15 protein-coding genes and 1 pseudogene are annotated in these 23,323 nt (G+C 73.6%); 5 read left to right on the forward strand and 11 right to left on the reverse strand.

Annotation, left to right across the window (positions count from 1 at the left end):
* Positions 1 to 167: 167 nt before the first annotated feature.
* The 3 genes from ACIRVH_RS21900 to ACIRVH_RS21910 form a co-directional block, all read right to left on the reverse strand.
* The gene (locus tag ACIRVH_RS21900; RefSeq protein ID WP_403955780.1) at positions 168 to 1,199 is read right to left on the reverse strand and encodes a lactonase family protein; all 1,032 of its coding nucleotides are present in this window, start codon (positions 1,197 to 1,199) and stop codon (positions 168 to 170) included.
* 333 nt (positions 1,200 to 1,532) lie between these two features.
* Positions 1,533 to 1,700, reverse strand: a complete 168-nt coding sequence (locus ACIRVH_RS21905) for a hypothetical protein (RefSeq protein WP_403955782.1) — start codon at positions 1,698 to 1,700, stop codon at positions 1,533 to 1,535.
* Between the two features lie 546 nt (positions 1,701 to 2,246).
* Positions 2,247 to 3,737, reverse strand: coding sequence for an FUSC family protein (locus ACIRVH_RS21910; protein WP_403955783.1), 1,491 nt, complete (start codon positions 3,735 to 3,737; stop codon positions 2,247 to 2,249).
* Positions 3,738 to 3,986: 249 nt separating this feature from the next.
* Between ACIRVH_RS21910 and ACIRVH_RS21915 the strand changes: the two genes are divergently transcribed.
* From ACIRVH_RS21915 to ACIRVH_RS21930, 4 genes and pseudogenes are all read left to right on the forward strand, one after another.
* Positions 3,987 to 4,463, forward strand: coding sequence for an Lrp/AsnC family transcriptional regulator (locus ACIRVH_RS21915; protein ID WP_179851790.1), 477 nt, complete (start codon positions 3,987 to 3,989; stop codon positions 4,461 to 4,463).
* Between the two features lie 20 nt (positions 4,464 to 4,483).
* The gene (locus ACIRVH_RS21920; protein ID WP_403955785.1) at positions 4,484 to 5,179 is read left to right on the forward strand and encodes an HAD family hydrolase; all 696 of its coding nucleotides are present in this window, start codon (positions 4,484 to 4,486) and stop codon (positions 5,177 to 5,179) included.
* A gap of 110 nt (positions 5,180 to 5,289) precedes the next feature.
* The gene (locus ACIRVH_RS21925) at positions 5,290 to 8,109 is read left to right on the forward strand and encodes a beta-L-arabinofuranosidase domain-containing protein (RefSeq protein ID WP_403955786.1); all 2,820 of its coding nucleotides are present in this window, start codon (positions 5,290 to 5,292) and stop codon (positions 8,107 to 8,109) included.
* A gap of 93 nt (positions 8,110 to 8,202) precedes the next feature.
* Positions 8,203 to 9,720: pseudogene (locus ACIRVH_RS21930) on the forward strand (MFS transporter); the annotation flags it as partial.
* A gap of 17 nt (positions 9,721 to 9,737) precedes the next feature.
* Here the strand turns inward: ACIRVH_RS21930 and ACIRVH_RS21935 are convergent.
* Positions 9,738 to 10,526 (reverse strand): LysR family substrate-binding domain-containing protein, encoded by a 789-nt coding sequence (locus ACIRVH_RS21935; RefSeq protein WP_403955788.1) that lies wholly within the window; start codon positions 10,524 to 10,526, stop codon positions 9,738 to 9,740.
* Positions 10,527 to 10,584: 58 nt separating this feature from the next.
* On the opposite strand from ACIRVH_RS21935, the gene ACIRVH_RS21940 reads away from it, so the two are divergent.
* Complete coding sequence (locus ACIRVH_RS21940; protein WP_403955790.1) at positions 10,585 to 10,986, forward strand: DUF5997 family protein; 402 nt, start codon at positions 10,585 to 10,587, stop codon at positions 10,984 to 10,986.
* Positions 10,987 to 11,001: 15 nt separating this feature from the next.
* On the opposite strand, the gene ACIRVH_RS21945 is transcribed toward ACIRVH_RS21940, so the two are convergent.
* Genes ACIRVH_RS21945 through ACIRVH_RS21975 form a run of 7 tightly spaced genes read right to left on the reverse strand, consistent with a single transcriptional unit; the run spans position 11,002 to position 23,311 of the window.
* Entirely contained in the window at positions 11,002 to 11,889 is an 888-nt protein-coding gene (locus ACIRVH_RS21945; RefSeq protein ID WP_403955791.1) for a peptidoglycan-binding protein, read from the reverse strand.
* Positions 11,889 to 13,448 carry a DUF6519 domain-containing protein gene (locus tag ACIRVH_RS21950; protein ID WP_403955792.1) on the reverse strand — a complete coding sequence of 520 codons (1,560 nt, stop codon included), beginning with the start codon at positions 13,446 to 13,448 and terminating at the stop codon, positions 11,889 to 11,891. The genes ACIRVH_RS21945 and ACIRVH_RS21950 overlap by 1 nt, the downstream gene beginning before the upstream one ends.
* A gap of 54 nt (positions 13,449 to 13,502) precedes the next feature.
* Positions 13,503 to 15,680, reverse strand: a complete 2,178-nt coding sequence (locus ACIRVH_RS21955) for a hypothetical protein (protein WP_403955794.1) — start codon at positions 15,678 to 15,680, stop codon at positions 13,503 to 13,505.
* Positions 15,680 to 19,459 (reverse strand): putative baseplate assembly protein, encoded by a 3,780-nt coding sequence (locus ACIRVH_RS21960; protein ID WP_403955796.1) that lies wholly within the window; start codon positions 19,457 to 19,459, stop codon positions 15,680 to 15,682. The genes ACIRVH_RS21955 and ACIRVH_RS21960 overlap by 1 nt, the downstream gene beginning before the upstream one ends.
* Positions 19,456 to 22,596: a putative baseplate assembly protein gene (locus ACIRVH_RS21965; RefSeq protein ID WP_403955798.1), complete on the reverse strand. Its 3,141-nt coding sequence runs from the start codon at positions 22,594 to 22,596 to the stop codon at positions 19,456 to 19,458. The genes ACIRVH_RS21960 and ACIRVH_RS21965 overlap by 4 nt, the downstream gene beginning before the upstream one ends.
* A complete protein-coding gene (locus ACIRVH_RS21970; protein ID WP_403955800.1) occupies positions 22,593 to 22,979 on the reverse strand; it encodes a GPW/gp25 family protein in 387 nt (128 codons plus the stop codon). Before ACIRVH_RS21970 ends, ACIRVH_RS21965 begins: the two co-directional genes overlap by 4 nt.
* Entirely contained in the window at positions 22,976 to 23,311 is a 336-nt protein-coding gene (locus tag ACIRVH_RS21975) for a hypothetical protein (RefSeq protein ID WP_403955802.1), read from the reverse strand. The genes ACIRVH_RS21970 and ACIRVH_RS21975 overlap by 4 nt, the downstream gene beginning before the upstream one ends.
* Between the last annotated feature and the right edge of the window lie 12 nt (positions 23,312 to 23,323).

Below are 23,323 nucleotides of genomic sequence, written 5' to 3' on the forward strand. Positions count from 1 at the left end.
CTTCCTGGCTCCCTGCGGCTTCCGGTCTCCTCGGACCTCGAAGTCCATCGCACCCCTTGAACTGGGATGTTGCGACGACCGCTAGAACTCAAGGATCACTGGAGCGGGCCCTGTCCGTTGCCGCCGGGCCGCGCAGCTTCCGCTCGGCCGCTCAGCCGCTCAGCCGCTCAGCCGAAGACGATGCAGGAGGCCGCGGCGACCTCGACGGAGCCGTCGTAGCAGGGCAGCCCGGTCCGCTCGTCGACGGCGAACCAGGACACGTCTCCGGATCGTTCGTTGGCCGCGTAGAGGAAGCCGTCGCGCTCGGCCAGCGCGCGCGGCCAGTGTCCGCCGCACGGCACCGTGCCGATCAGGCGGAGTCCGTCTCCCTGGACGGCGAGTACGGACAGGACGTCCTCGCCGCGGGTCGCTGTCCACACGAAGCGGCCGTCGGGCGAGACCACGATGCCCGAGGCGTGGGCGTCGCCGGCCGGGGCGCCCGGCAGGACCGGGACCTCGGTCAGCGGCTTCAGGGAGCCGGCGTCGGCGTCCCAGAGGCAGACCGTGACGGTGGGGGTGAGTTCGTTGACCACGTAGGCGTGCTCGCCGTCCGGGTGGAAGGCCAGGTGGCGGGGGCCCGATCCGGGGCGCAGCGCGATCTCGCGGTGCAGGGCCGGGATGCCGTCGTCCAGAGTGCACACCCGGACCGAGTCCGTGCCGAGGTCGACGCTGACCGCCCACCGGCCGCTGGGGTCCGGCTGCACCTGGTGGGCGTGCGGGCCGCGCTGCCGCCGGTCGTGCGGGCCGGAGCCGGTGTGCTGGAGCACCCCCGAGGGCGCGGGCGCCAGGCTGCCGTCCGAGCGCACCGGTACGGCCGTGACACTGCCGGAGCCGTAGTTGGCGGTCAGGACGTGCCCGGCGTACAGGCTGAGGTGCGTGGGTCCGCTGCCGTCCACCGGCACGGGCGGCCCCGCCGGCTCCGGCTTGTCACGGCCGACACGGAATGCGGCGACGGCGCCGTCGGCGGTCTCGCTGACCGCGTAGAGCATGGTCCCGTCCGGCGACAGGGCCAGGTAGGAGGGGTCGGGTACGGCGCCGAGACGGCCGGTGACGGTCAGCGCCCCGCTGCCCGGGCGTACGTCCGCGGTGACCAGCCCGGGCCCGCCCGCAGCCGTGAACGACCCGATGAACGCCCTGTACCGCCTGCCGCCCTCTGCCACCGCTGTCCCCTCTCGGTCCGAGCCAGTGCCGACGGTAGCAGTCGATCAGCTCAGGTCTAGACCAAATGGGTGACGAGGGAGTGTTCCGCCGATGCCACCCGAGCCCCGACCAGCGCCGATCCCGACGGAGCCCGCAGGGACCGTTCCGGGCCGCACAGGTGGGCCAGGGCCGACTCACCAGGAGTCCCCACGGACCGACCCGTGCCGGAGCAGCCTCGACCGGGCCCTCGGGGCCCCGGTGGACGCCCTCGGAGCCACCGGCGGTGAATTCCCCGACCACGACCTCTGACCAGCCGCAGAGCCGCCCCAGAGGCGCCTCACCGACCCCGCCTCTCAGGGCCCCACCAGCAGCGATCCGGACGGAGCCAGCCGGGGCGCGCCCCAGCCCGAGCAGGTGGGCCAGGGCCGACGCGCCAGGAGCCCCGACGGACCGGCGCGTACCGGAGCGGGCTCGACCGGGACCTCGGAGGCCCGGTGGACGCTCTCGGAGTCACCGGCCATGAACACCTCGACCGCGACCTCGGAGCAGCCGTAGGGCCGCCCGCCTCGCCGACCCCGCCCCTCAGGCCCCCACCAGCAGCGACGCCGACGGAGCCCGCAGCGGCTCGGCAGGGACACGCTCCGTGCTCTATAGGCGGGCCGGGATCGGCTCGACGGCAGCCCCGGCGGGTCGGCGCGCTCCAGAGGGGGCTCGACCGGGGGCCTCGTGGGACCCGTGGACACCTCCGGAGTGGCCCTGAGCGCGTCGACCGCGACCTCGGAGCAGCCGTAAGCGCGCCGCAGACGCGCCTCGCCGGCCCCGCCCCTCAGGCCCCCACCGGCAGCGATACCGACGGAGCCCGCAGCGGCTCGGCGCGGGCGCTCTCCAGGTGGGCCGGGATCTGCTCGACAGCAGCCCCGGCGGGCCGGTTCACCCCAGAGCGGGCTCGACCGGGAGCCTCGTGGGGCCCGTGGACGCCTTCGGAGCCGCCGGCCATGAACCACCCTCGACCGCGACCTGGGGCCAGCCGTAAGCGCGCCGCAGAGGGCGCCGCGCCGACCCCTCCCTCAGGCCCCCACCAGCGGCGATCCCGACGGAGTCCGTAGGGGCTCGGCCAGGTCGGCCAGGGCTCGTTCCAGGCCGTGCAGGTGGGCCAGGGCCGGCTCGGCCGGGGCGTCGGAGGGGCGGTGGACGCGGTCGGAGCCGCCGGTGGTGAGTGCCTCGACCGCGGACTCCACGCGCCAGCAGGCGGTGGCCAGGCGGGCGTCGTGGGAGGCCTCGGGGTCGGCGGCGACGGCGACCAGGCCGCGGATCTCCCGGGCACAGTCGTCCAGGAGGGCGAGGACCCGGCGGGCGCGCCGCTTGCGGCCGAGCATCGGGTTCAGCGGGTGCACCAGCGGCGCGACCGAGAGCCGGACCCGGCCGAGCAGATGCTCCAGCTCGGCCACGCGCGGCGCCGGGTCGGCCGTGGCAGAGCCCGCGAGGCGCGCGGCGGCCTCCGCGGTGCAGGCGTGGACGCAGCGCAGGGCGCGCTGGATCCACGCGTCGGTGGTGGCGTGGGTGGTGACGGGCAGCACGAACAGCACGGCAAGCACCGCGCCGAGGGCGCCGACGCCGGTCTCGGCGAGACGCAGCGCGAGCAGACCGGGGCCGAGGACACCGAGCAGGCCGTAGAGCAGCTCGGCGAGCAGGGTCACCCAGAGCATCATCCAGGTGTACGAGACGGCGGCCGTGTAGAAGATGCCGAAGACGGCGACCGCGACGAGGACGGCCGTCGGGACCGGCGCGCCGGCCACGGGTACGGCGACGAGGAAGCCCAGACCGATGCCGATGACCGTGCCGAGGACCCGCCGGAAGCCGCGTACCAGCGTCTCCCCGCGCGAGGCGGTGTTGACGAAGACCCACCAGGTGGCGCCCACGGCCCAGTACCAGCGCTGCCCGGACACCAGCTGCCCCACGACCAGCGCGAACCCGGCGCCGGCGACCGCCTGGACCGCCTGCCGGGTGGTCACGCGGGCCAGCCCGGACCCGGCGGGCGGCGCGGGTACGACGGCCGGGGGCAGCCGGCGCTCGTAGCACCACAGGCCGAAGCGCACCGCGGCCACGCTGAGCACGGACAGCAGGACGGCCGCGTACAGCTCGGGCAGCCGGCCGGGCGTGGCGTGCAGGAACTGGGCCACGAAGAAGGTCATGAAGGCGAACACGCCGAGGCTGTGACCACGCGGGCCCCAGCGGCGGGCGTACACGCCGGCACCGACGACGGCGAGGAAGGTCAGGTCCCGCGCCACCGGGTGATCGTGCAGCTCGGCCGCGGCGGCGAGCACGGGCACGCCGACGACGGGCAGCAGCGCGGTGGTGACGGCCTGCCCGCGCACGGTGGCGTCGGTGACGGTGAACAGGGCGAGCAGCGCGGCGAGACCGCCGGTGACCGCGCCGACGAGCGAGTGCCCGGCCAGGCCGCACACGACGACGGCCAGCCCGATGCCGAGGACGGCCCGCGCGGCGAAACGCAACCGCGTCCGCCCCGGGTCCGGAGCCACGAACACCCTCTTCAGCACTGACGTCCTCCCCTGGGAAACACCGGGAACACCGGGAACACCGGCATACAAAAGGCGCCGCGGGGATCCGCAGCGCCATCGACGTGTCCATGAGAGCATCACACAGGTCGATGGCTCAAGTGACGCCTGAATCACTGGGCCATTGGTCCAGCACCGCACGCGCACGATCGTCCGGCTGAATACCAACGGACCAGGTCGGGCGGCCTACCGGGGCGCCCGCCCGCTGAGCCATTGGTACAGTCGTAGATCATGACCGTGGACGCACTCGACACCCGCATCCTGCGGCTGCTCCTGGAGCAGCCGCGCACCAGCGTGCGCGAGTACGCCCGCATCCTCGGCGTCGCCCGCGGCACGCTCCAGGCCCGCCTGGACCGCATGGAACGGGACGGCGTGATCACCGGTACGGGCCCCTCGCTCTCCCCCGCCGCCCTCGGCCACCCGGTGCTGGCGTTTGTGCACATCGAGGTCACCCAGGGGCATCTGGACGACGTCGGGGACGCGCTGGCCGCCGTGCCGGAGATCGTCGAGGCGTTCTCGATCACGGGCGGCGGGGATCTGCTGGCCCGGGTGGTGGGGCGGGACAACGCCCATCTGGAGGACGTGATCCAGAAGCTGATCAGCCTGCCGGGCGTGGTGCGCACCCGCACCGAGGTGGCCCTGCGCGAACGCGTGCCGTACCGGCTGCTGCCCCTGGTGGAGTCGGTCGGGCGAGCGGCCCGCGCCTGACGCTTGGCATGCTGGACCGCATGAGCAAGCTCGGCACGCTTTCGGTCATCTTCGATCTCGATGGAACGCTGGTGGACAGCGAGCCGAACTACTACGAGGCGAGCCGGCAGACCCTGGAAGAGCACGGCGTCCCGGGCTTCACCTGGGCGGAGCACGAGAGCTACGTCGGGATCAGCACCCTGGAGACGGTCGCGATCCTGCGGGAGCGCTACAGCCTGGACGCCACGGTGGACGAGCTGTTCCACGCGACGAACCGGCGCTATCTGGAGCTCGCCCGGGCCGGCACGCACGCCTACCCCGAGATGCGGAAGTTCGTGGAGCTGCTGGCGGCCGAGGCCGTTCCGATGGCGGTGGCCTCCGGCTCCTCCCCCGAGGCCATCGAGGCCATCCTCGCGGGGACCGGTCTGGACACCTTCCTGCACATCGTGGTCTCGGCCGACGAGGTGGCCCACGGCAAGCCCGCCCCCGACGTCTTCCTGGAGGCGGCCCGGCGGCTCGGGGCGGACCCGGCCGACTGCGTGGTCCTGGAGGACGCGGCACCGGGTGCGGCCGCCGCGCACGCGGCCGGGATGCGCTGCGTCGCCGTCCCCTACGTGGCCGCCCAGGCCGACGCTCCCGAGTTCGCCACGGCCGCACTGCTGCTGCGGGGCGGCCAGACGGAGTTCACGGCGCAGTCGGCGTACACCTGGCTGACGGATTCGGCCGCCTCCGACTGAACAACTCCCTTACCCGTCAGTACCGTTGACGCTCCTCCACCCCTTCTCTATCTTCTGGGCGACTTGTCGAACGACGTTCGACATTACGGACAATGGGAATCGAGGAGCACATGACCCCGCCCCTCTCGCGACGCACTCTCCTGCAGGCGACCGCACTCACCGCCGCGGCGACCGGTCTGACCGCGGACCCCGCCGGTGCGGCAGCGGCCGCCGCACCGGCGGGGTCCGCTGCCGCCCAGCCCTCCTGGAAGGTAAGACCGTTCGGGCTGGGTGACGTGACGCTCGGCCGCGGTCCGTTCGCCGACAAACGCGCCCTGATGCTCGACCACGCCCGCGGCTACGACGTGAACCGGCTGCTCCAGGTCTTCCGCGCCAACGCGGGCCTGTCGACGGGCGGTGCGATCGCGCCCGGCGGCTGGGAGGGGCTGGACGGCGAGGCCAACGGCAACCTGCGGGGGCACTACACCGGACACTTCCTCACCATGCTGGCGCAGGCGTACGCGAGCACCGGCGAGGAGGTGTTCGCGCAGAAGATCCGCACCATGGTCGGCGCACTCATCGAGGTACGGGACGCGCTGCGCCACGATCCCGCCGTCCTGACCGGTCAGGGCCGCTTCGGCTCGGCCGTCGACCAGGTGCGCGGCTCCTACCGGTACGTCGACCTGCCCTCCGGGGTGCTCGGGAACGGCACCGCGGTCACGCTGTCCGCCTGGGTGAAGCCCACCCACGACGCGAACTGGGCCCGCGTCCTCGACTTCGGCGACAACTCCACCCGGTACCTGTATCTCGTCGTCCGCAACGCCTCCGGCATGCCCCGGTTCGCCGTCACCACCTCGGGCCCCGGCGGCGAGCAGGGCCTGAACGGGACCGCTCCGCTGCCGCTGAACGAGTGGAGCCACCTGGCCGTGACCCTCGGCGCCGGCACCGGCACGCTGTACGTCAACGGCACGGCCGTCGCCCGGAACACCGCCATGACGCTCACCCCGGCGGCCCTGGGCGACCTCGCCGACCACTGGCTGGGCCGCTCGCACTACTCCGCCGACCCGGTGTTCGCGGGCGCCGTCGACGATTTCGCCATCTGGTCGCGCGCGCTGAGCGCCGCCGAGATCGGCGAACTCCAGGGCGCACGCGCGGCCGACACCTCCGCCGGGCCCGGCGACCTGGTGTCGTACCGCTTCGACGAGACCTCCGGCGCGCGCTTCGCGGACTCCTCCGGACGCGGCCTGGACGCCACCCTGCGCCGCACCTGGGGCGGCCCCAGCCATCCCGGCTTCCTCGCGGCCTACCCGGAGACGCAGTTCATCCTGCTGGAGTCGATGACCGGCAGCGACTACACGAAGGTGTGGGCGCCGTACTACACCGCGCACAAGATCCTCCGGGGCCTGCTGGACGCCCACCTGGCCACCGGCGACGAGCGGGCGCTGGACCTCGCCTCGGGGCTGGGCGACTGGATGCACTCCCGGCTGTCCCGGCTGCCCGCGGCCACCCTGCAGCGCATGTGGGGGATCTTCTCCAGCGGCGAGTACGGAGGGATCGTCGAGGCGATCTGCGACCTGCACGAGCGCACCGGCAAGGCCGAACACCTCGCGCTGGCCCGCCTGTTCGACCTGGACCGGCTGATCGACGCGTGCGCGGCGGACACCGACGTCCTCGACGGGCTCCACGCCAACCAGCACATACCGATCTTCACCGGTCTGGTCCGGCTGTACGACGCGACGGGCGAGCAGCGTTATCTCACCGCCGCGAAGAACTTCTGGCGGATGGTCGTACCCCCTCGCATGTACGGCATCGGCGGCACCAGTACCGGCGAGTTCTGGAAGGCGCGGGACGTCGTCGCGGGGACGATCGGCGCGACGACGGCGGAGACGTGCTGTGCGTACAACATGCTGAAACTGAGCCGGTCGCTGTTCTTCCACGAGCAGGATCCGGCCTACATGGACTACTACGAACGGGCGTTGTACAACCAGGTGCTCGGCAGCAAGCAGGACAAGGCCGACGCGGAGAAGCCGCTCGTCACGTACTTCATCGGGCTGACGCCCGGTCATGTCCGGGACTACACACCGAAGCAGGGCACGACCTGCTGCGAGGGCACCGGCATGGAGAGCGCCACCAAGTACCAGGACTCGGTGTACTTCGCGGCGGCCGACGGCAGCGCCCTGTACGTCAACCTGTACAGCCCGTCCACCCTGACCTGGACCGAGAAGGGCGTCACGATCACGCAGACCACCGCCTACCCGCGGGAGCAGGGCAGCACGCTCACCGTCGGCGGCAGCGGCCGTGCCTCGTTCGCGCTGCGGCTGCGGGTGCCCGGGTGGGCGACCGCCGGGTTCCGGGTGACGGTCAACGGGCGTGCGGCGGAGGGCACTCCGACGCCCGGCAGCTACTTCAGCGTCTCGCGGACCTGGCGGCCGGGCGACACGGTACGGGTGAGCATGCCGTTCCGGCTCCGGGTGGAGCAGGCCCTCGACGACCCGTCCCTGCAGGCCCTGTTCTACGGCCCGGTCAACCTGGTGGCCCGCAACTCCGCGACGGAATACCTGAAGTTGGGCCTGTACCGGAACGCGGCGCTCTCCGGCGACCTGCTGCCCTCCCTGACCCCGGTCTCCGGTTCTCCGCTGCACTACACCCAGGACGGCATCGAGTTCGCCCCGTTCCTCGAGGGGACCGAGGACCCGACCCACGCCTACTTCCGGCGATCCGAACCCGAGGTGGTCTTCGGCGGCCTCGACGCCGGCGTGGCGAACCCCGCCGGGTCCGACGGGACCACCCTGCTGGACGAGATCTGGGCGGGAGCGCCCTTCCGGAACAAGGGCGCGCTGGTCACGCGCGTACAGGACGTCGTGACGGAGTGGGTGGCGGCGGGGCTGCTCGGACAGGAGGAGGGGGAGGCGGTCGTGCGTACGGCACGGAAGGCGTCGTACACGCCCTGACGGCTCCGACACGCGTGCGGGGGGGGACGGTGCCGACGCGCGCGGAAGTGCTCCTTCCGTGCGTTGGGCGGGGTGGCTGCTTAGCGTGACCCCATGACCACAGTCCAGGCCCCGCCCGCCCCCGACGACCGGCGGTGGAAGGCGCTCGGGGTCTGTCTGACGGCGGGCTTCATCTCGCTGCTCGACACCTCGATCGTGAACGTGGCGCTGCCCTCGATGGAGCACGGGCTCGGTGCCTCCGAGGCCGCCCAGTCCTGGGTGGTGTCCGGATACGCCCTCACCTTCGGGCTCGCGCTCGTCCCGGCGGGCCGGCTGGGCGACATGCGCGGGCGGCGCCAGGCCTTCCTGTTCGGGCTCGCCGTGTTCACGCTGGCCTCGGCGGCGTGCGGGCTCGCGCCCAGTGCCTCCTGGCTGGTGCTGTTCCGGCTGATCCAGGGCACGGCGGCGGGCATGGTGGCACCGCAGACCTCGGGGCTGATCCAGCAGATGTTCCAGGGCGCCGAGCGGGCCAAGGCCTTCGGTCTGCTCGGCAGTGTCATCGGGGTCTCGACGGCGGTGGGCCCGCTGGCGGGCGGTCTGCTGATCAACGCCGTCGGCACCGACGACGGCTGGCGCTGGGTGTTCTTCGTCAACCTGCCCATCGGGGTCGCCGCGTTCGCCGCGGGACTGCGGCTGCTGCCCCGGTACCCCTCCCTGTCGGACAGGCGGGAGGAGTTCGATCTGTTCGGGGTGCTGCTCCTCGGCTCGGGCGTGCTCGCGCTCATGCTGCCCCTGGTGCAGGAGCAGCAGTGGACCGGGCGGCTGAAGTGGGCGCTGATGCCGGTGGCCGCGCTGCTGCTGGCCGCGTTCTGGGCGTGGGAACGGCGCGAGGGCCGGCGCGGGCGGGCGCCCCTGGTCGATCTGAACCTGTTCTCCCTGCGGTCCTTCACGCTCGGCGCACTGATCAGCCTGATCTACTTCGCGGGCTTCACCACGGTCTTCTTCGTCTACACGCTGTTCCTGCAGAACACGGTCGGATACAGCGCGCTGACGGCGGGACTCACGGTCCTGCCCTTCGCGGCCGCCTCCGCGGTCGGCGCCGCCATCGGCGGCCGGCTGGTGGTGCGCCACGGCCGCAAGCTCGTCATCATCGGTCTGAGCGCGGTGGCCGCGGGACTGCTCGGGGTGGTCGTGGCGGTGCAGCTGGTGCCCGGACAGGCCGTGGGATGGGCCTCGGCGCTGCCGCTGTTCATCGGGGGGATCGGCTCCGGCCTGGCGGTCTCCCCGAACACCACCCTCACCCTGACCCGCGTCCCCGTACACCGTGCCGGTGCGGCCGGCGGGGTGCTGCAGACGGGCCAGCGCGTCGGCTCGGCCGCCGGGATCGCCGTGGTCGGCGCGGTGTACTTCGCGCACCTGGCCAACCAAGGGCGCTCGGTCACGGCGATTCAGCTCGGGCTGCTCACCGCCGTGGGGATCATCATGATCGCGCTGGTACTGGCGGTGGCGGACCTGCGGGAACGGCATGTGCATCCCGAGTCGGAGACCGCCGGCGAGACGGCCCGGCGGGGTTCCGAGGAGGCGGGGCGGAGGCGCCGGTCCGGAGCGGATCCTGAAGGATCACGTCCTCCGGCGCGGGTCCTGAAGGGTCAAGACCTCCGGCGCGGCTTGCCGCGCTTGGCCGGCTTGGCGCCCCCGGAGCCCGTGCGGCCCCGTGCGGTACGGCTCGCGGGCTTGCCGCCCGTCGACTTCGCGGCCGCCGGCTTCTGCCGGGTGCCACCCTGCTCCGGGCGCTTCCGCTTCTGCTCCGCCTCGGCCTGCGGCGCCGTACGGCCGCGCGTGCTGTTGACCGTACGGCCGCGGACGATGCCGATGAAGTCCTCCACCAGGTCGGTGGTGGCCTCCTCCGGCCAGGACAGGGCGACGCTCGACTGGGGTGCGTCGACGACCGGGCGGTAGGTGACGTCCCTGCGGTGGTGGAGCCGGGCGAGGGACTGCGGGACGATCAGGAGGCCCACTCCCGCCGCCACCAGCTCGATGGCGTCCTCCGTCGTCGCGGGGCGCTCGAAGGCGGGTTCGCCGGGCGGGCTGTCCCAGTCGAAGACGTCGTCCAGGGGGTGGAAGAGCACCTCGTCGGCGAGGTCGGCGAGGGTCACCTCGTCCGCCGCCGTGATCAGGTGGTCCTTGGGGACCACGACCACCGTGGCCTCGGTGTAGAGGGGGATCGCGCTGAAGAACGTACGGTCGACCGGCAGCCGTACGAGGCCCGCGTCGGCCTCGCCCGCCCGCAGCACGTCCGCCGCCTCGGTGCTGGGCACCGCGACGAGGGTGAGCGGGATGTCGGGCAGGCGCTCGTTCCAGATCCGCACCCACTTGGCGGGCGTCGCTCCGGGGACGTACGCGAGCCGGAACGACGGTGTTTCCTCCGAGCCTGTCACCAGGCCAGGTTACCGGCCGTGGTCAGCCGTCCGGCACGCGGCCGATACCCTTGGCCTCATGAGTTCGCAGCAGAGCACCCAGACCATGAAGCCCGCGACCGCGGCGAAGAAGCTGGGTGTGTACCTCCCCGCCACCCCCGACGAGTTCCAGGAGGGTGTGGTCTCGCGCGCCGAGCTGAACGAGCTGCAGGCCAATCCGCCGGAGTGGCTGCGCGTACTGCGAGAGAACGGCCCGCACCCGCGCCCGGTGGTCGCCGCGAAGCTCGGCGTGTCCATCGCGGGGCTCGCCCGCGGCGGGATCACCGAGGCGCTGACCACCGAGCAGATCGAGGCGCTCAAGGAAGAGCGGCCCGAGTGGCTGGAGAAGGAACGCGCCACCCAGGCCGAGGTCCGCAAGGAATCCGTGCGGATCAAGAAGCTGCACAAGGAGCAGCAGGAGAAGGGCGCCGAGCAGCGCTGACGCCCTTCCGCCGGCTCAGCCGTCCGACGGCACCTTCAGCCGGTCCCAGCTGGCCTTGCCGGGGATGCCGTCCGCGTCCTTGCCCTTGAAGCCGAGCTTGTGCTGCCAGGCGGCGTAGGACCTGCGGTCGGCCTCGGTCCACTCGGGGCTCGGCCCCTCCTCGTAGTGCCCGCAGCCCTCGGCGACCAGCCGGCGGCCCATGGCCGTGATGACGGGGGACTTCTGCCCGACGTGGAAGAAGCCGCTGCCCGGGAACGGCGCGTACTTCGGCTTGGGCGCGGGCTTGGGGTCCGGGTCCGTGCCGCCGCCCTTTCCGGCCAGCCGGTCGGCGATCCGCTTGCGCATGCCGTCCATGGTGAAGCCGCGCGGGTCCTGCTTGCCCGGCTGCCACTCCTTGTGGCCGATGACGGAGCGCTCGGACCAGCCGTGGTGCCGGCAGATGGCGGCGGAGACCTTCTCGATGGCCTCCTTCTGCGCCTCCGGCCAGGGGTCCCTGCCGTCGCCGAGGTTGATGCACTCGAAGCCGTAGAAGTGCCGGTTGCCGTCGACGTCGGCCTGGTTGTCGTGCGGCAGTCTGGTCTCGTTGATCACCGCGCGCAGCACGTCGCTGTCGCCGAGGCCGGCGTGGTTGGCGCGGCCGTTGCCGACGAGGTGGACATGGCCCTGCTTGTCGATCACGCCGTGGCACAGCGGGCCGGGCAGGCCGGAGTAGCCGTTGTAGCAGATGTTCACGGAGTTCTCGGTGCCCGAGGTGACGGTGTGGTGGATCATCACACCGTTCACCGGGCCCCAGGGGCCCTTGGTGTTGCGGTTGTGGTGGCGCCAGTCGCGCACCTCGTGGACGGTCAGGCCCTCGGCGCGCAGCACCTCCAGCAGCTTCGACCCGGTCATCGGCTCAGCCATCAGTCGTCTCCTTCCACGGCGGCCTCGGCCGCCGCTGTGGTCTGCGAGCGGCCGCCGGAGGGGTCGGCCTCGGCGGCCTGCTCCTCGCGCGCGGCCAGGGCCTCGGCGTCCAGGGCCGTCCGGTCGGCCGCGGGGATGTCCGTGCCGAGCGGGCCGAAGGCGAACCGCAGGTCGACGGTGCTGCCCTCGCCCTGCACCAGGGCCAGCGGCGCGAAGTGCCGGGCGATCCCGGCCGGGGCCTGGAGCAGGGGGCGGCGCGCCGCGTCGGCCGGCCACTCGACGCTGCCGGTGGCGGTGCGGGCGGGGATCAGCCAGTGGTCGCCGGTGCGGTAGCCGCCGCTCTTGGCGAAGTACACCTCGACGCCGTCCTCCAGGGGCAGCCACTCCCCCTCGACGACGGGGACGGCACCGCCCTTCAGCGCCGTCGTGCGGCCCTTCTGCCTCGGACCCTCGTGGTGGTCCCAGCGGCGCAGGAACGGGTGCAGGTGCGGGAGGCGTCCGACGCGCGGGTCCGGCTCGGCGGAGAGGCGGACGCGGCGGCCGGGCAGGTCCAGTTCCTCGACCCGCAGCAGGGGCAGGGGTTCGAGGCGGGAGGCATAGGCCGTGTCGGTGAACTCGACGTGGTCGCCGACGTCCAGGTCGAGCTTGTCGTCGAGGCCGAGGGTCGCCAACTGCACCCAGGTGCCGTCCAGTTCGTCGACCGGGAAGACCACGGAGCCGTTCTCCCGGGACCACTTGAAGGTGGCGTCCTTCGCCTCGCCGCCCGCGTGCACCTCGACCCGGTACAGCTGGTTCTCCGGGCCGCGGTAGCGGGCGTCGGGCCGGACCAGGCAGGGGTCCTCGTCGGCGTGCTCGGGCCGCTCGCTGCGGGCGGCGAGCCGGGCGGAGGGCTCCGCCTGGGCCTTCGCCCACGACTCGAACGCCTCACGCACGGCCTGCGCGGACGGCTCGCTCGCCTCGATGTCGAGCGCGGACAGGGACAGCGGCAGCACCTGCCAGACCACCTTGGCACGGACGGCGGTGTCGGGCAGCGCGGCGCCGAGGGCGACCTCGCGCAGCGCCGGGTCCTCGGCCGCGGAGACGGCCCGCTCCCACACCTTCAGGTAGACGACGAAGGGTGACTGGGCGGGCGAGGGCAGCCGGTCGGCGTGGTTCTCCGGGTCGCGGAAGCCGTCGGGCTGGTTCCAGTAGTCCCAGTGGGCGTCGGTCTCGGGAGCCGGAGGCTCCTTGTCGTGCTCGTCCGGTACGGGGATGCCGGCAGCCGGGCGGTCGGCGTCGCACAGGATGCCGTCGACGTAGTAGCGGCCGCCGTGGATGTACAGGGTGTCGATGTCGAGCTTGCCGCCCACGTACTCGATGCGGAAGCCGGTGACCCGGCCGGGTCCGCCGGGTCCCCCGTGCCGGCCGATCAGGTCGGCGGCGAGCGTGCGGGCCTGGTGGAGCTGGATGGCGGCCTGCTCGTTGAGGTCCGCGTCCAGCTGGACACGGCCCTGCTGGGCGACGACCGCGGAGTAGTGCCGCTCCGGGCGGAAGGTGGAGCGAGAGAGATCAGCGTGCATGAAGGGGGTCCCCCTGGTTCGGAAATCTGCGGGTGGGTCGTACGGCGGCACTGCTCACGTCACGAAGAAGATCCCGGCGTCCGCGCCGGCGGGTGTGTACTCCGCGAGCCGCGCCCTGAGGCCGTCCTCCCGCTGGGGCCGGTACAGGTCGTGGAAGGCACCGAGTTCGGCGCCGTCGTCCGCGCCGCGCCGGATCTCCTCGGCACACCGGTCCGCCAACTGGCCGTACCAGGGCGTCCCGTAGCGTTCGGAGGCGAACAAAGGCCGTACGCGCCCCGCCTGTTCGGGGGCGACGAGGTCGGGTTGGCAGCGATGGCGGCGCGGGGTGCGCGAGCCGGGCGGGACATAGCAGTACCGCAGGCAGCCGATGCCGCGCCGGGCCACGTGGAGCCTGCCGGTGAAGACGGAGTTCTCGGCGATCTCCACCGCGTGCGTGTGCACCTCGCCGATGACGGTCGTGCGGTGCAGGTGCAGGACGGCGTGGGCGTGGCGGCAGTCCGGGGCGGAGAGGGCCGCGCGGTCGGGACCGATGGCGTCCAGGACGCTGTCGCGCAGATGGATGTCGAGGGGGTCCTCCGAGACCTCGTCGCCGATGACCTCGATGGTGCCGAGGATGCTGTGCTCGATCTGGAGGCAGGCGGTGGTGCGGTCCAGGACGATGCTGGGTTCGTCGGGCGAGTGCGGCTCGCACTCGGGCTCCAGCGACCAGCCGGGCACGAGGGTCGAGTGCCGGACGACGACGGCGCCCATCGGGCCGGTGACGTTGATGCCGCGGCCGGCGACGAGGAGCCCGTCGAGGACGACCCGCGGCCGCTCGTGCGGGGCGCAGTCGCCCTGCACCGCACGGATGTTGAGGGCGTCGGGGCGGTTGCTGTACCAGTCCAGCAGCCGGATCACCGGCCGGGTGCCCTCGGCGGCCCGCAGTTCGAGGCGGTCGCCGGGGTCGAGGTCGAAGTCCAGCTGCTCCTGGTAGGCGCCGCTGTGGGTGATCTCGATGACGCCGGTGCGCTCCGGGCTGCCCTCGTCCTGCCAGGCCCGGTAGGCGTCCATGATCCGCTGGTACGGCTGGCCGGGGCCGACCCGGTAGAACTCGGCGTCCGGGAGCGGCTCGCGGTCGGGGCGCTCGTACTCGCCACCGCCCATGTCGGCGCCGGAGGCGTAGTGGTAGTCGACCCACACGCCCTGCCGGGGCGCGGAGCGGGAGCCGAAGGCGATCCGGCCCAGCTCCGGGTCGACGGCGACCTGTCCGCGCCCCGGCCGGTAGCGCCAGTCGGACAGGTCGGCGACGACGATGTCGGCGGGCGGTACGGGCCGGTCCTCGCCGTCGCGCCGGATGACCAGGCTCTTGCCGGGGCCGTAGTAGTCGGCGAGCCGGTCGTGCAGCAGGCGACGGGTGACGAACGCCGGGACGTTGTCGACGGCGGCGATGTGCGCGGGCGAGGGCTCCGGGACCGGCTTGGTGACCAGGGGGGTGTCGTTGCCCAGGATGGAGAAGGTGTAGAGGTTGCGGGCCCGGTCGATGCAGTAGGCCGGGGACGAGGTCAGGGAGTACGGCTTCAGCCGCCAGACGAAGAGACCGACTCCGGCGGGAGTCCGACCTCCCTGCCTCTTGGGAGAGTTGGCGCGCCGCACGTCGACCGTCCGGGCGGTCTGCTCGAAGGGACCGCCGGCCAGCGCGAGCGCGCTGCCGTCCCGCAGGTCGAGCAGGCGTCCGCGGTCCCCGCGCCGGCCGGTGCCGTACAGCTTGACCGGCTGGGTGTGGGCCACCAGCCGGGACAGCTCGACGGCGCGGGCGGGCCAGTCGGCGACCTGCTCGCACAGCTCCTCCAGGAGGTGGAGGGTGCCCTTGCGGCGCCGGTTGGCCACCGTGGCCGCCACGTCGCGGCGCGGGGCGACGGCCTCGGCGAGCGCGTCCCGGCCGCCGGTGTGCAGGCCGGTGGTGAGGACCCGCTCGTAGCCGGGCAGGGTGCGGTAGCCGACCAGGTCGCCGAGGTACGGCAGGACCCAGGGCGCCGCGGTCTCCACGAACAGGTCCTCGTAGCCCTGCTGGACGCCGTCGCGGACCCGGTCGAGCTGTTCGGCGATCACCGCGAGCAGGGCCCGCAGCGGCTCGCCCTCCTCGGCGTCGCGCAGCCGGTGCCAGCGGGGCAGCAGCTCGGCGAGCCCGTCGGGTTCCCGGGGCAGCACCGGGGCCGGCGCCTCCCACTCGACATCCGTCGGCTTCGCGGACATCACTTGACCTCCGTCAGAATCAGGGTGTCCGCGGCCCGTGGCGACAGCATGGTGAGCTGGGCCGGCCGGATGCCGCGGAAGACGAACACGGTCCGGCCCTCGTCCAGGCGCCGGGTGTCGGTGATGTCGGGGTTGAGGCGCAGGAGTTCGGCGAGCGAGATGCCGTGGCAGGCGCAGACGGACGACAGGGTCTCGCCGTGCGTGTGGCGGACCGTGTGGGTCCGTTCCTCGTACGACGCCGGGTGCGCGGGGACGGACGCCCTCGGTGTGCCGGGGCGCGCGAGCAGCGCGGTGAGCTGTTCCGGGGTGGCGGAGGCGGGCACGCCGGTGAAGACGTCCACGTCCACGTAGTCGACGCCGGGGACCGAGTGCGCGGTGGCGAGAACCTCGGAGAGGCGGGCCGGGCGGCCCAACTCCCGTCCCTCGTAGCCGAGTCGGAGCAGCAGCGCCTGGCGCAGCCTGGGCTCGACGTACTCCCAGGCGTGGTCCGGGGCGAGCTTCACCTTGGCGGTGATCAGCAGCAGGACCAGTTCGCGCGCGTCCACCCGGACCGGCAGGTTGGGGTCGCCGTACTCGGTCAGCGCCCCGCGCAGGGGCCGCAGGTTGTCCTCGGTGAGCGGGACGTCGTCGGTTCCGGCGACCGTCACGTGCAGCACGCGCCGCCGTCCGTCGAAGAGTTCGCGGGCCGTCGCCCGGCCGATTCCGGCGCGGGAGCGGGCGAAGTCCTCGTAGTCGGCCTCGGAGACCAGCCGGTCCAGGGCGGAGACCGCGAGCGGGATCGTCCGGCGGGTGAGTCCGGGACCGTCCGCGTCCGCGCCGCCGGTCGCCGGGCGCGGGTTGGTGACCGCGGTGACGCCGAGGGGGCGGGTGAGCGGCTGGGTGATCCGGTCGGCCGGCACGTTGGCGGCCTTGCCGGTGCCGAAGCGGTAGCGCGCGCGGACGTTCTCGTGACCGCTGGGCAGGCGGGCGCCGTGGATGCCGTCGCCGAAGGTCACGGTCGTGCGGCCGTCGGAGGCGGTGCCGGTGATGTAGACCCGCTCGGTCGGACCGCGCCCGGCGAGGCTGTCGACCTCGTGCCAGAGCACGCTGTCCACGCGGATGTCCAGGACGGGTGTGGCGCCGAGGGGGTTGTCGGCGGCGAGCCAGGTCAGCGGGGACTGCCAGAGGGCGAAGGTCTGGTTGACACGGTCGGAGTCCCCGCTGCCGATGGCCTCCTCGCGGCTCTCGCCGTGGGTGGCGTCGACGACGTTGCCGAGGACGCGGACGCTCGCCCGGTGGTAGCGGTGGACCAGGTCGGTGGTGAGCGTGAGCCGGGTGTGGACGTGGTCGCCGGGGAGCTGCGGGTCGACGGCGGGGTCGGCGGCGGCGATCGTGACCACCTCCGTGGCGGTGACGCCGGTGGAGCCCGGGACGTCGGCGCGCTCGCCGCTCACGATGAGCGTGCGGCCGGGGCGCAACCCGTCGTACAGCTCGTCGAGTTCGATCTCGTTGCCGTGCACGTCCTCGCCGAGCGGCTCGTCGGCCGGGCGCAGTGCCTCGCCCGCCGCGTGCACGGTGGTGTCGCGGATGTGGGAGAGCAGGACGTCGGACTCGTCCAGCCAGGGTTCCGCGAGGGTGAGTTCGGTGCCGCGGCCGGTGATCCCGTAGTTGGAGTACGCCGCCGTACGTGCCGCCACCACCTGGGTGGTGACGAAGGCGTACCTGGCGTCGCCGGGTACGGCCGTGCCCTTCGTGGGCCGCTGGATCGCCACCCAGCTGCCGACGGTGATGCCGTCGTACACGCCGTCCAGTTGCAGGACCCGGCGGTTGAGGGGCTCCGGCTTGCCCGCGATGACGATCTCGACGTTGGGCTCGGTGCTGCCCACCGTGTACCTGAGGCTCACCTCGTACGCGCCGTGGGTGATCTGCTTGGTCTCGCCCGGCCGCAGGGAGATCTCCTGGGCCGTGCCGTTGTGGATGCCGACGTGCACCTGGCCGTCGTCGTCCGGCCGGGACACGAACAGGCTGCGTTCGGGCAGGCCGGAGTGGAGGCGGACGGTGACGCCGGGTTCCTCGGCCGTGGCCGGACGGCGGCTGAGCCAGCTAAGCTCGCGGTCCTGCGGAGCGCGGGTCGACAGGTCGACCTGGCCCGGGCCCAGGATGAACGTGACCGGCTGGGCGACGGGCAGGTTCTCGGCGCGCTGGTCGCTGCCGCTGCCCTCGACGTACTGGAACTCCGCCCGGACCGGGACCTTGCCCGCGGGGTCGTACACCACGCGCATGCTCGCCAGCACCGCGCCGGTCAGCGGCCAGTCGGCGGTGCGGATGACCCGGCCGCGCTCGTCCTGGACGGGCTTGAGCGGGGCGGTGGCACCGAACGGGGCCGCGGTGGCACGCATCGCGAGCAGGTCGCGCAGGAGCTGCACGGCGCCGGGGGCGGCGGCGGTGCGCCAGGCCGGGTAGAGGCTGCCGAGGCCGGGGTTGAGCGCGGAGAGGAGGCGGGCGGTGTCGGAGCCGGGGCGGCGGCCGCGGGTCCCCCGCCCGGGGGCGGGGGCGGCGGTGCGCAGGGCCGGGAGGACGGCGCTCAGCGCCTGGAGGGCGGCCTGGCGCGGATCGGGGAGCGTGGCCTTCTCGCCGGAGGTCTCCGTCGGCTGCGCGAGCCGGGCCGGCTGCCCGGGCTGCGCAGGTCGTGCGGGCTGCGCGGGCGCCAACTCCAGTGCGCGCTCGGCCAGTTCCGCCAGCACCGCCTCCAGCTGCTCGAACCACGCCGCCACGTCCTCGTACGGCTCGGCCAGCACCTCGGCCTCGCGCAGGCGGGCGATGGGCTCGCCGAGGCGGGCGGCGAGGCGCTCCGGGGTCTTGACGCCGTCCAGGTCCGTGCGCAGCGGGGCGAGGACCTGGTCGTCGAAGTCCTCGATCAGGCGGCTGACCGGGCGCGGGTTGGGGATGTCGGGGGTCGGCGGCTCGTCGCCGGGTTCACCGGGGGCGGCCGGCTCGGCGGTCCAGCGCCGGACCTCGTCCACCAGCTCCTTGAGCGTGGGCGGGGCCGACTTGGGCAGCGAGATCGCGGTGATCTCGTCGTCGCGGTCGATCCGGACGCCGGCGACGGGCAGCAGCTTCCGCTCACCGCCCGCCTGTTCACCGAAGACGAAGAGCAGCTGGTCGCCGGTCTGGAGGGAGTTCGCGGTGCCCTCCACGAACAGTTCGGAGCGGCGTTCGAGGTCCTCGGGTGTGACGAGGGAGGGGCGGCGGCGCCGTACCTTCAGCTCGTTCCAGTCCCAGCGGGCGGTCAGGTCCCGCGCCGTCTCGAAGGTCAGTGACGGCTCGTCGGCGGACGCGGGCACGCTGTGGCTGCGCGCCCCGCGCGGGACGAGCACGGACAGGGCCTCGGCGCGCGGGTCGCGTTCGAGGGTGTACGCCAGATGTGTGGAGGCCGCCACCCCGGGGCGCGGCCGGTGCCCGACGAGCCGTCCGAGCAGCACCAGGGAGCGGTGCTCGTTGGCGGTGCGGATGTAGGCCTCGTCGGCGATCCGCTCGGAGTGGAAGGTGAGCAGGTCGCCGAGGACGGCGGTGGCGTCGAGCAGGCCGACGGCCGGATCGTCCGGGGTGCGGACGGTCAGCCCGGCCAGGGCCGGGTAGGCCGGCGAGGCCAGCCGGTCGAGAAGGGCGGCGAGGAAGGAGCCGTACTCGCCGACCCGGTAGTCGAGCGCGGTGCGGCCGGGCGGGTTGTGCGGCGGGGCGGGGGCGAGGCGCTCGTCGTGGCCGCCGCACGCGCCGCCGCAGGAGCAGGCCTGGCTCATCGGGAGCCTCCCAGGGATATCGCCAGCCGGCCCTGTTCGGGCCGGTCCGGGTCGTTGTCGCAGGTGGCGATCTCCAGCGGGCCGAGCCGCAGCACGCCGTCCTCCCTCTCTCCTCGGTCAGGTTCGAACAGCCGCCGCAGCCGGGTGACCTCGATGCTCTCCACCCCCGGGACGGCCGCCGCGGCGGCGACCAGGCGGCTGAGCCGGACCGGCTCGCCGAAGGTCAGCGCGTCGGGGTGGAAGAAGCCGAGCCGTCCGCCGGGCAGCCGGCCGTTGCCCAGCACGCGGTACAGCTCGGCCAGGATCTGCCCGTGCTGATGGCCGGGCAGGGCGCACACGGTGAGAGCGATGTCCAGCGGCACCGGCCGTGCGGGGCCGACCACCAGGTCGTGCCCGATGCGCCGGTACGCCTCCAGGGCCTGCGCGGTGGCGGCGAGCAGTTCGTCGGACGGGGCGCCGCTGCCGTACGCGTCGATCGCGACGTGCGCCTCCTGGACGCTGCCGGTCCAGCGGATCTCGGCGGCGGCCCGCTGCACTCCCGGCAGGGCGGAGGCGAGGGCCGCGTAGTCCTCTGCGGTGACCGCGCGCAGCCGGGTACGACGCAGGTCGAGCGGCGCCAACTGACGTACCTGCTCCAGCGGTTCGGGCTCGGTGCCGCCGGTGGCGGGCAGCGGGTTACGGACCGTGGCGGCCGGTGCCGCGCCGCCCGCCTCGACGACGAGGTGGTTGATGGCCTCCGCGCCGACGTTGCCCGCGAAGCCGCCGCCCAGCCGGTAGCGCACGGCCAGGCGCGCTCCGGGCGCCGGCTCGGCGCCGTACCGTCCGTCGCCGAAGCGCAGGGCGAGGCGCCCGTCGTCCTCCGGCTCGCCGACGAAGTGCCGGTCGCGGGCGGCGCTGTCGAGCAGGTCGCGGCGCGGCTCCCAGACCGTGTCGGTGCCGTCGTGGAGTCGCACGGCGGGCAGCGCGCGGCGCGGGTCCTGGGCGAGCGCGACGGTGGCCGAGCCACGCAGGACCGGCTCCTCGGGGTGGAGTCCGGCCGCGTACGCCGGGCCCCAACTGTGGGCGATCTCCCAGGCGATGTGTCCGTCGAGGACCGTGCCGGTGCGGGCCCGCGCGGCGAGGATCTCGACGCGGCGCAGCTTGGTGTCGAGCAACTCATCTGTGCGGTACAGGAGTTCACGGAGTGCGCGGACCGGGTGGCGGCGCAGCTCCAGCCGCTCCAGCACCTTCAGGCCGTAGATCAGGGCGAGTTCGTTGATCTCCTCCTCGCCGAGCCCGTCGCGGTCACGCGCGCTGCGCCACAGATCGACGAGCCGCTGCCGGACCCGGCCGGGGATGGCGGCGATCCGCTCGGCCTGCCCGGCGGCGACCGTGCCCGGGTCGGGGAACGGCACGGCCTGGGTGACCGGCGCCCGGCCGAGGACGGGGCGGAAGCGGGGGCGGATGCCCGGGTAGACGGACTGCCCGAGCAGCGTCCGCAGCGCGGCGGCCTGTGCGTACGACGTGCCGGGCACGACGTGCTCGTGCCGCTGCCCGGCGCGTTCCAGGCCGAGCCCGGCGCGTACGGCGGCCCGCTCCCCCACGACCTCGAACAGCTCGCGGACGTCGTCCGGGGTGAGTTCCCGGCCGCTCTCCGCCTTGTCCGTGAGGGAGCCGAGGAGCCGGGCGGGCGCGTTGCCCTCCGTACGGTCGTAGCAGCCGAATGCGAGCGAAGCGAGATGGGGGTACCCCCGGCCGGAGGCTGGGGGAGGGTCGCAGGGCGCCACGACGGCCGGTACCGGCGGCACGGTGACCGTCTCGGTCGAGCCGGAGCGGCCGTGGTCGACGAGGACGGCGTTGCCGCGGGCGAGGGTGACGTCCTCGACGGGCAGGCAGTCGCGCCCGCCGCGGGTGGTGAGGCACAGCGGGAAGCGCAGGGCGTCCTCGGCGGCCCAGGTGACCTCCAGGACGGGCTGGTCCTCGATACGGTCCAGGCCCGGGGTGACGGAGGTCAGGCGTACGGCCTGGCGGTGGGCGGGGTCGGCGTCGCCGGGGGTGCCGGTGCGCGGGCCCTTGACCTCCTCCAGGACCAGGACGTCGCCCGGTTCCAGGTCCAGCCGGCGCTCCCGGCAGGTCTCCGGGTCCGCCCACTCGTCGCGCAGGGTGGCCGCGGTGGCCCCCTTGGGCAGAGCGCACACCTCGTCGCCCCAGGTCCACAGCCGGATCGCGTTGTGCGCGACACGCAGCCGCAGCGGGTCGGCGGCGACGACCGGTTCGAAGACCTCCACCGAGCCGCGCTCGTCCAGGTCGCCGAGGTCGTTCTCGTCGATGACGGTGCCGGGCTCGGGTCGGTCGTGCGGGTCGAGGGTGCGCACGTCGACGGAGGCGAAACGGAACGTGCCCGGGGCCAGGGTGTGGTCGGCGGCGGTCTCGACGGTCACGTACGCGCGGGCGTTGCAGCCGTCGTGCATCGCGTAGTCGATGAGCCGGACGTGCCGGCGCACCGAGACCCGGCGGCGCGCGGTGTCCAGGTAGGCCTCGGTGGCGACCGCGTCCTGCTGGTAGCTGATTTGGTCGCCGGTGTACGCGAGCAGTTCCACGAGGGTCGTGCCCAGGTCGGCGGGGTTGCGCTCCATCCAGTCGGGGGTGGTCAGCCCGAGCCGGTCGAGCAGCAGTTTGCGGATGGTGTCGTAGTCGCGGGCCGTGTAGTCGATGACCGGGGCGGTCGGGAAGACCGGGGGTTCCTCGGTCCCGTCCGTGCAGTCGAAGGGGGTGGGGCAGTCGGGCCGGAAGGCGAAGGTCGCGCTGTGGTAGCGCTGGTCGAAGCCGCGGTACGGCTCGGTGCCGGGCCGGCCGTAGGGGTCGGCCTCCACCAGCGACAGCCGGTAGCGGGAGGTGTCGCCGGCCCGGTCGAGGGTGACGTAGAGCCGGTCGTCCAGCTCCGGGTCCTCCTCGCGTTCGACGCTGACGTCGACGGCTGTGATGCCGGTGATGCGCCGGCCGCCGTCGATGCGGACGTTCTCGGGGCCGAGGCCGTGCGGGGCCTTGCCGAGGAAGGTGACGGTGAGCAGCAGCCCGTCGTCGCCGACCTCGACGGCGTCGACCCCGCCCAGCTGGGCGGCCCGCACCTTGGCCCGCCGGGCGGTTCCCGCGCTCATGCCGCCCTCCCCTCGAAGACGTCCTCGCGGACCGCCCCGGTGGCGCGTACGAGGTACGACAGATGTACGCGTACGACGTCGTCGCCGCTCTCGATGTCGAGGGCCACGACCTCCACCAGGTCGCCGAGCCAGCGCTGCAGCGCGGCCTGGACGGAGAGTTCGAGGGTGCTGACCAGTTCGGGGCTGCTCGGGGCGAAGACCAGGTCGAGCAGTCCACAGCCGAAGTCGGGCCGCATCACACGCTCGCCGGGGCTGGTGAACAGCAGCTGCTCGATCAGGTCGTGGACGTGCTCGGCGGAGCGGGCGTGCGCGGTGCGTCCCCGGCGGTCGGCGTGGAAGGGGAACGCGATGTCGGTGCGGGTGCGTGGGCTCGTCGGCGTCATCGGACGGTGACCTTTCGCTGCGCGGCCTGGACGACGGGCGGTCCCTGCGGGACTAGGGCCGCGCTGAAGCACTGGGCGGCAGAGGTGTCGAGCAGCACGGGCGCGCCGTCGACGGTGACGCCGGAGGTGACGGCGGTCCAGCGGACCGAGACGCACGGCGAAGGCACCCCGTCGAGCGTGTGCGGGCAGCCGGTGACGACATACGCGTGGGCGGCCGTGGCGACGGCGGCGCCCGCGATCCGTACGCCGCCGGAGGGTGTGGTGGCGGGCGCGGCACGGCCGCCGTGCGGGCAGCCGATCACGGCGCCCGCGTCCAGCAGACTTCCGGACAACTTCTTTCCCCC

It is taken from the genome of Streptomyces sp. NPDC101165 (assembly GCF_044768135.1).
Lineage (GTDB): Bacteria > Actinomycetota > Actinomycetes > Streptomycetales > Streptomycetaceae > Streptomyces.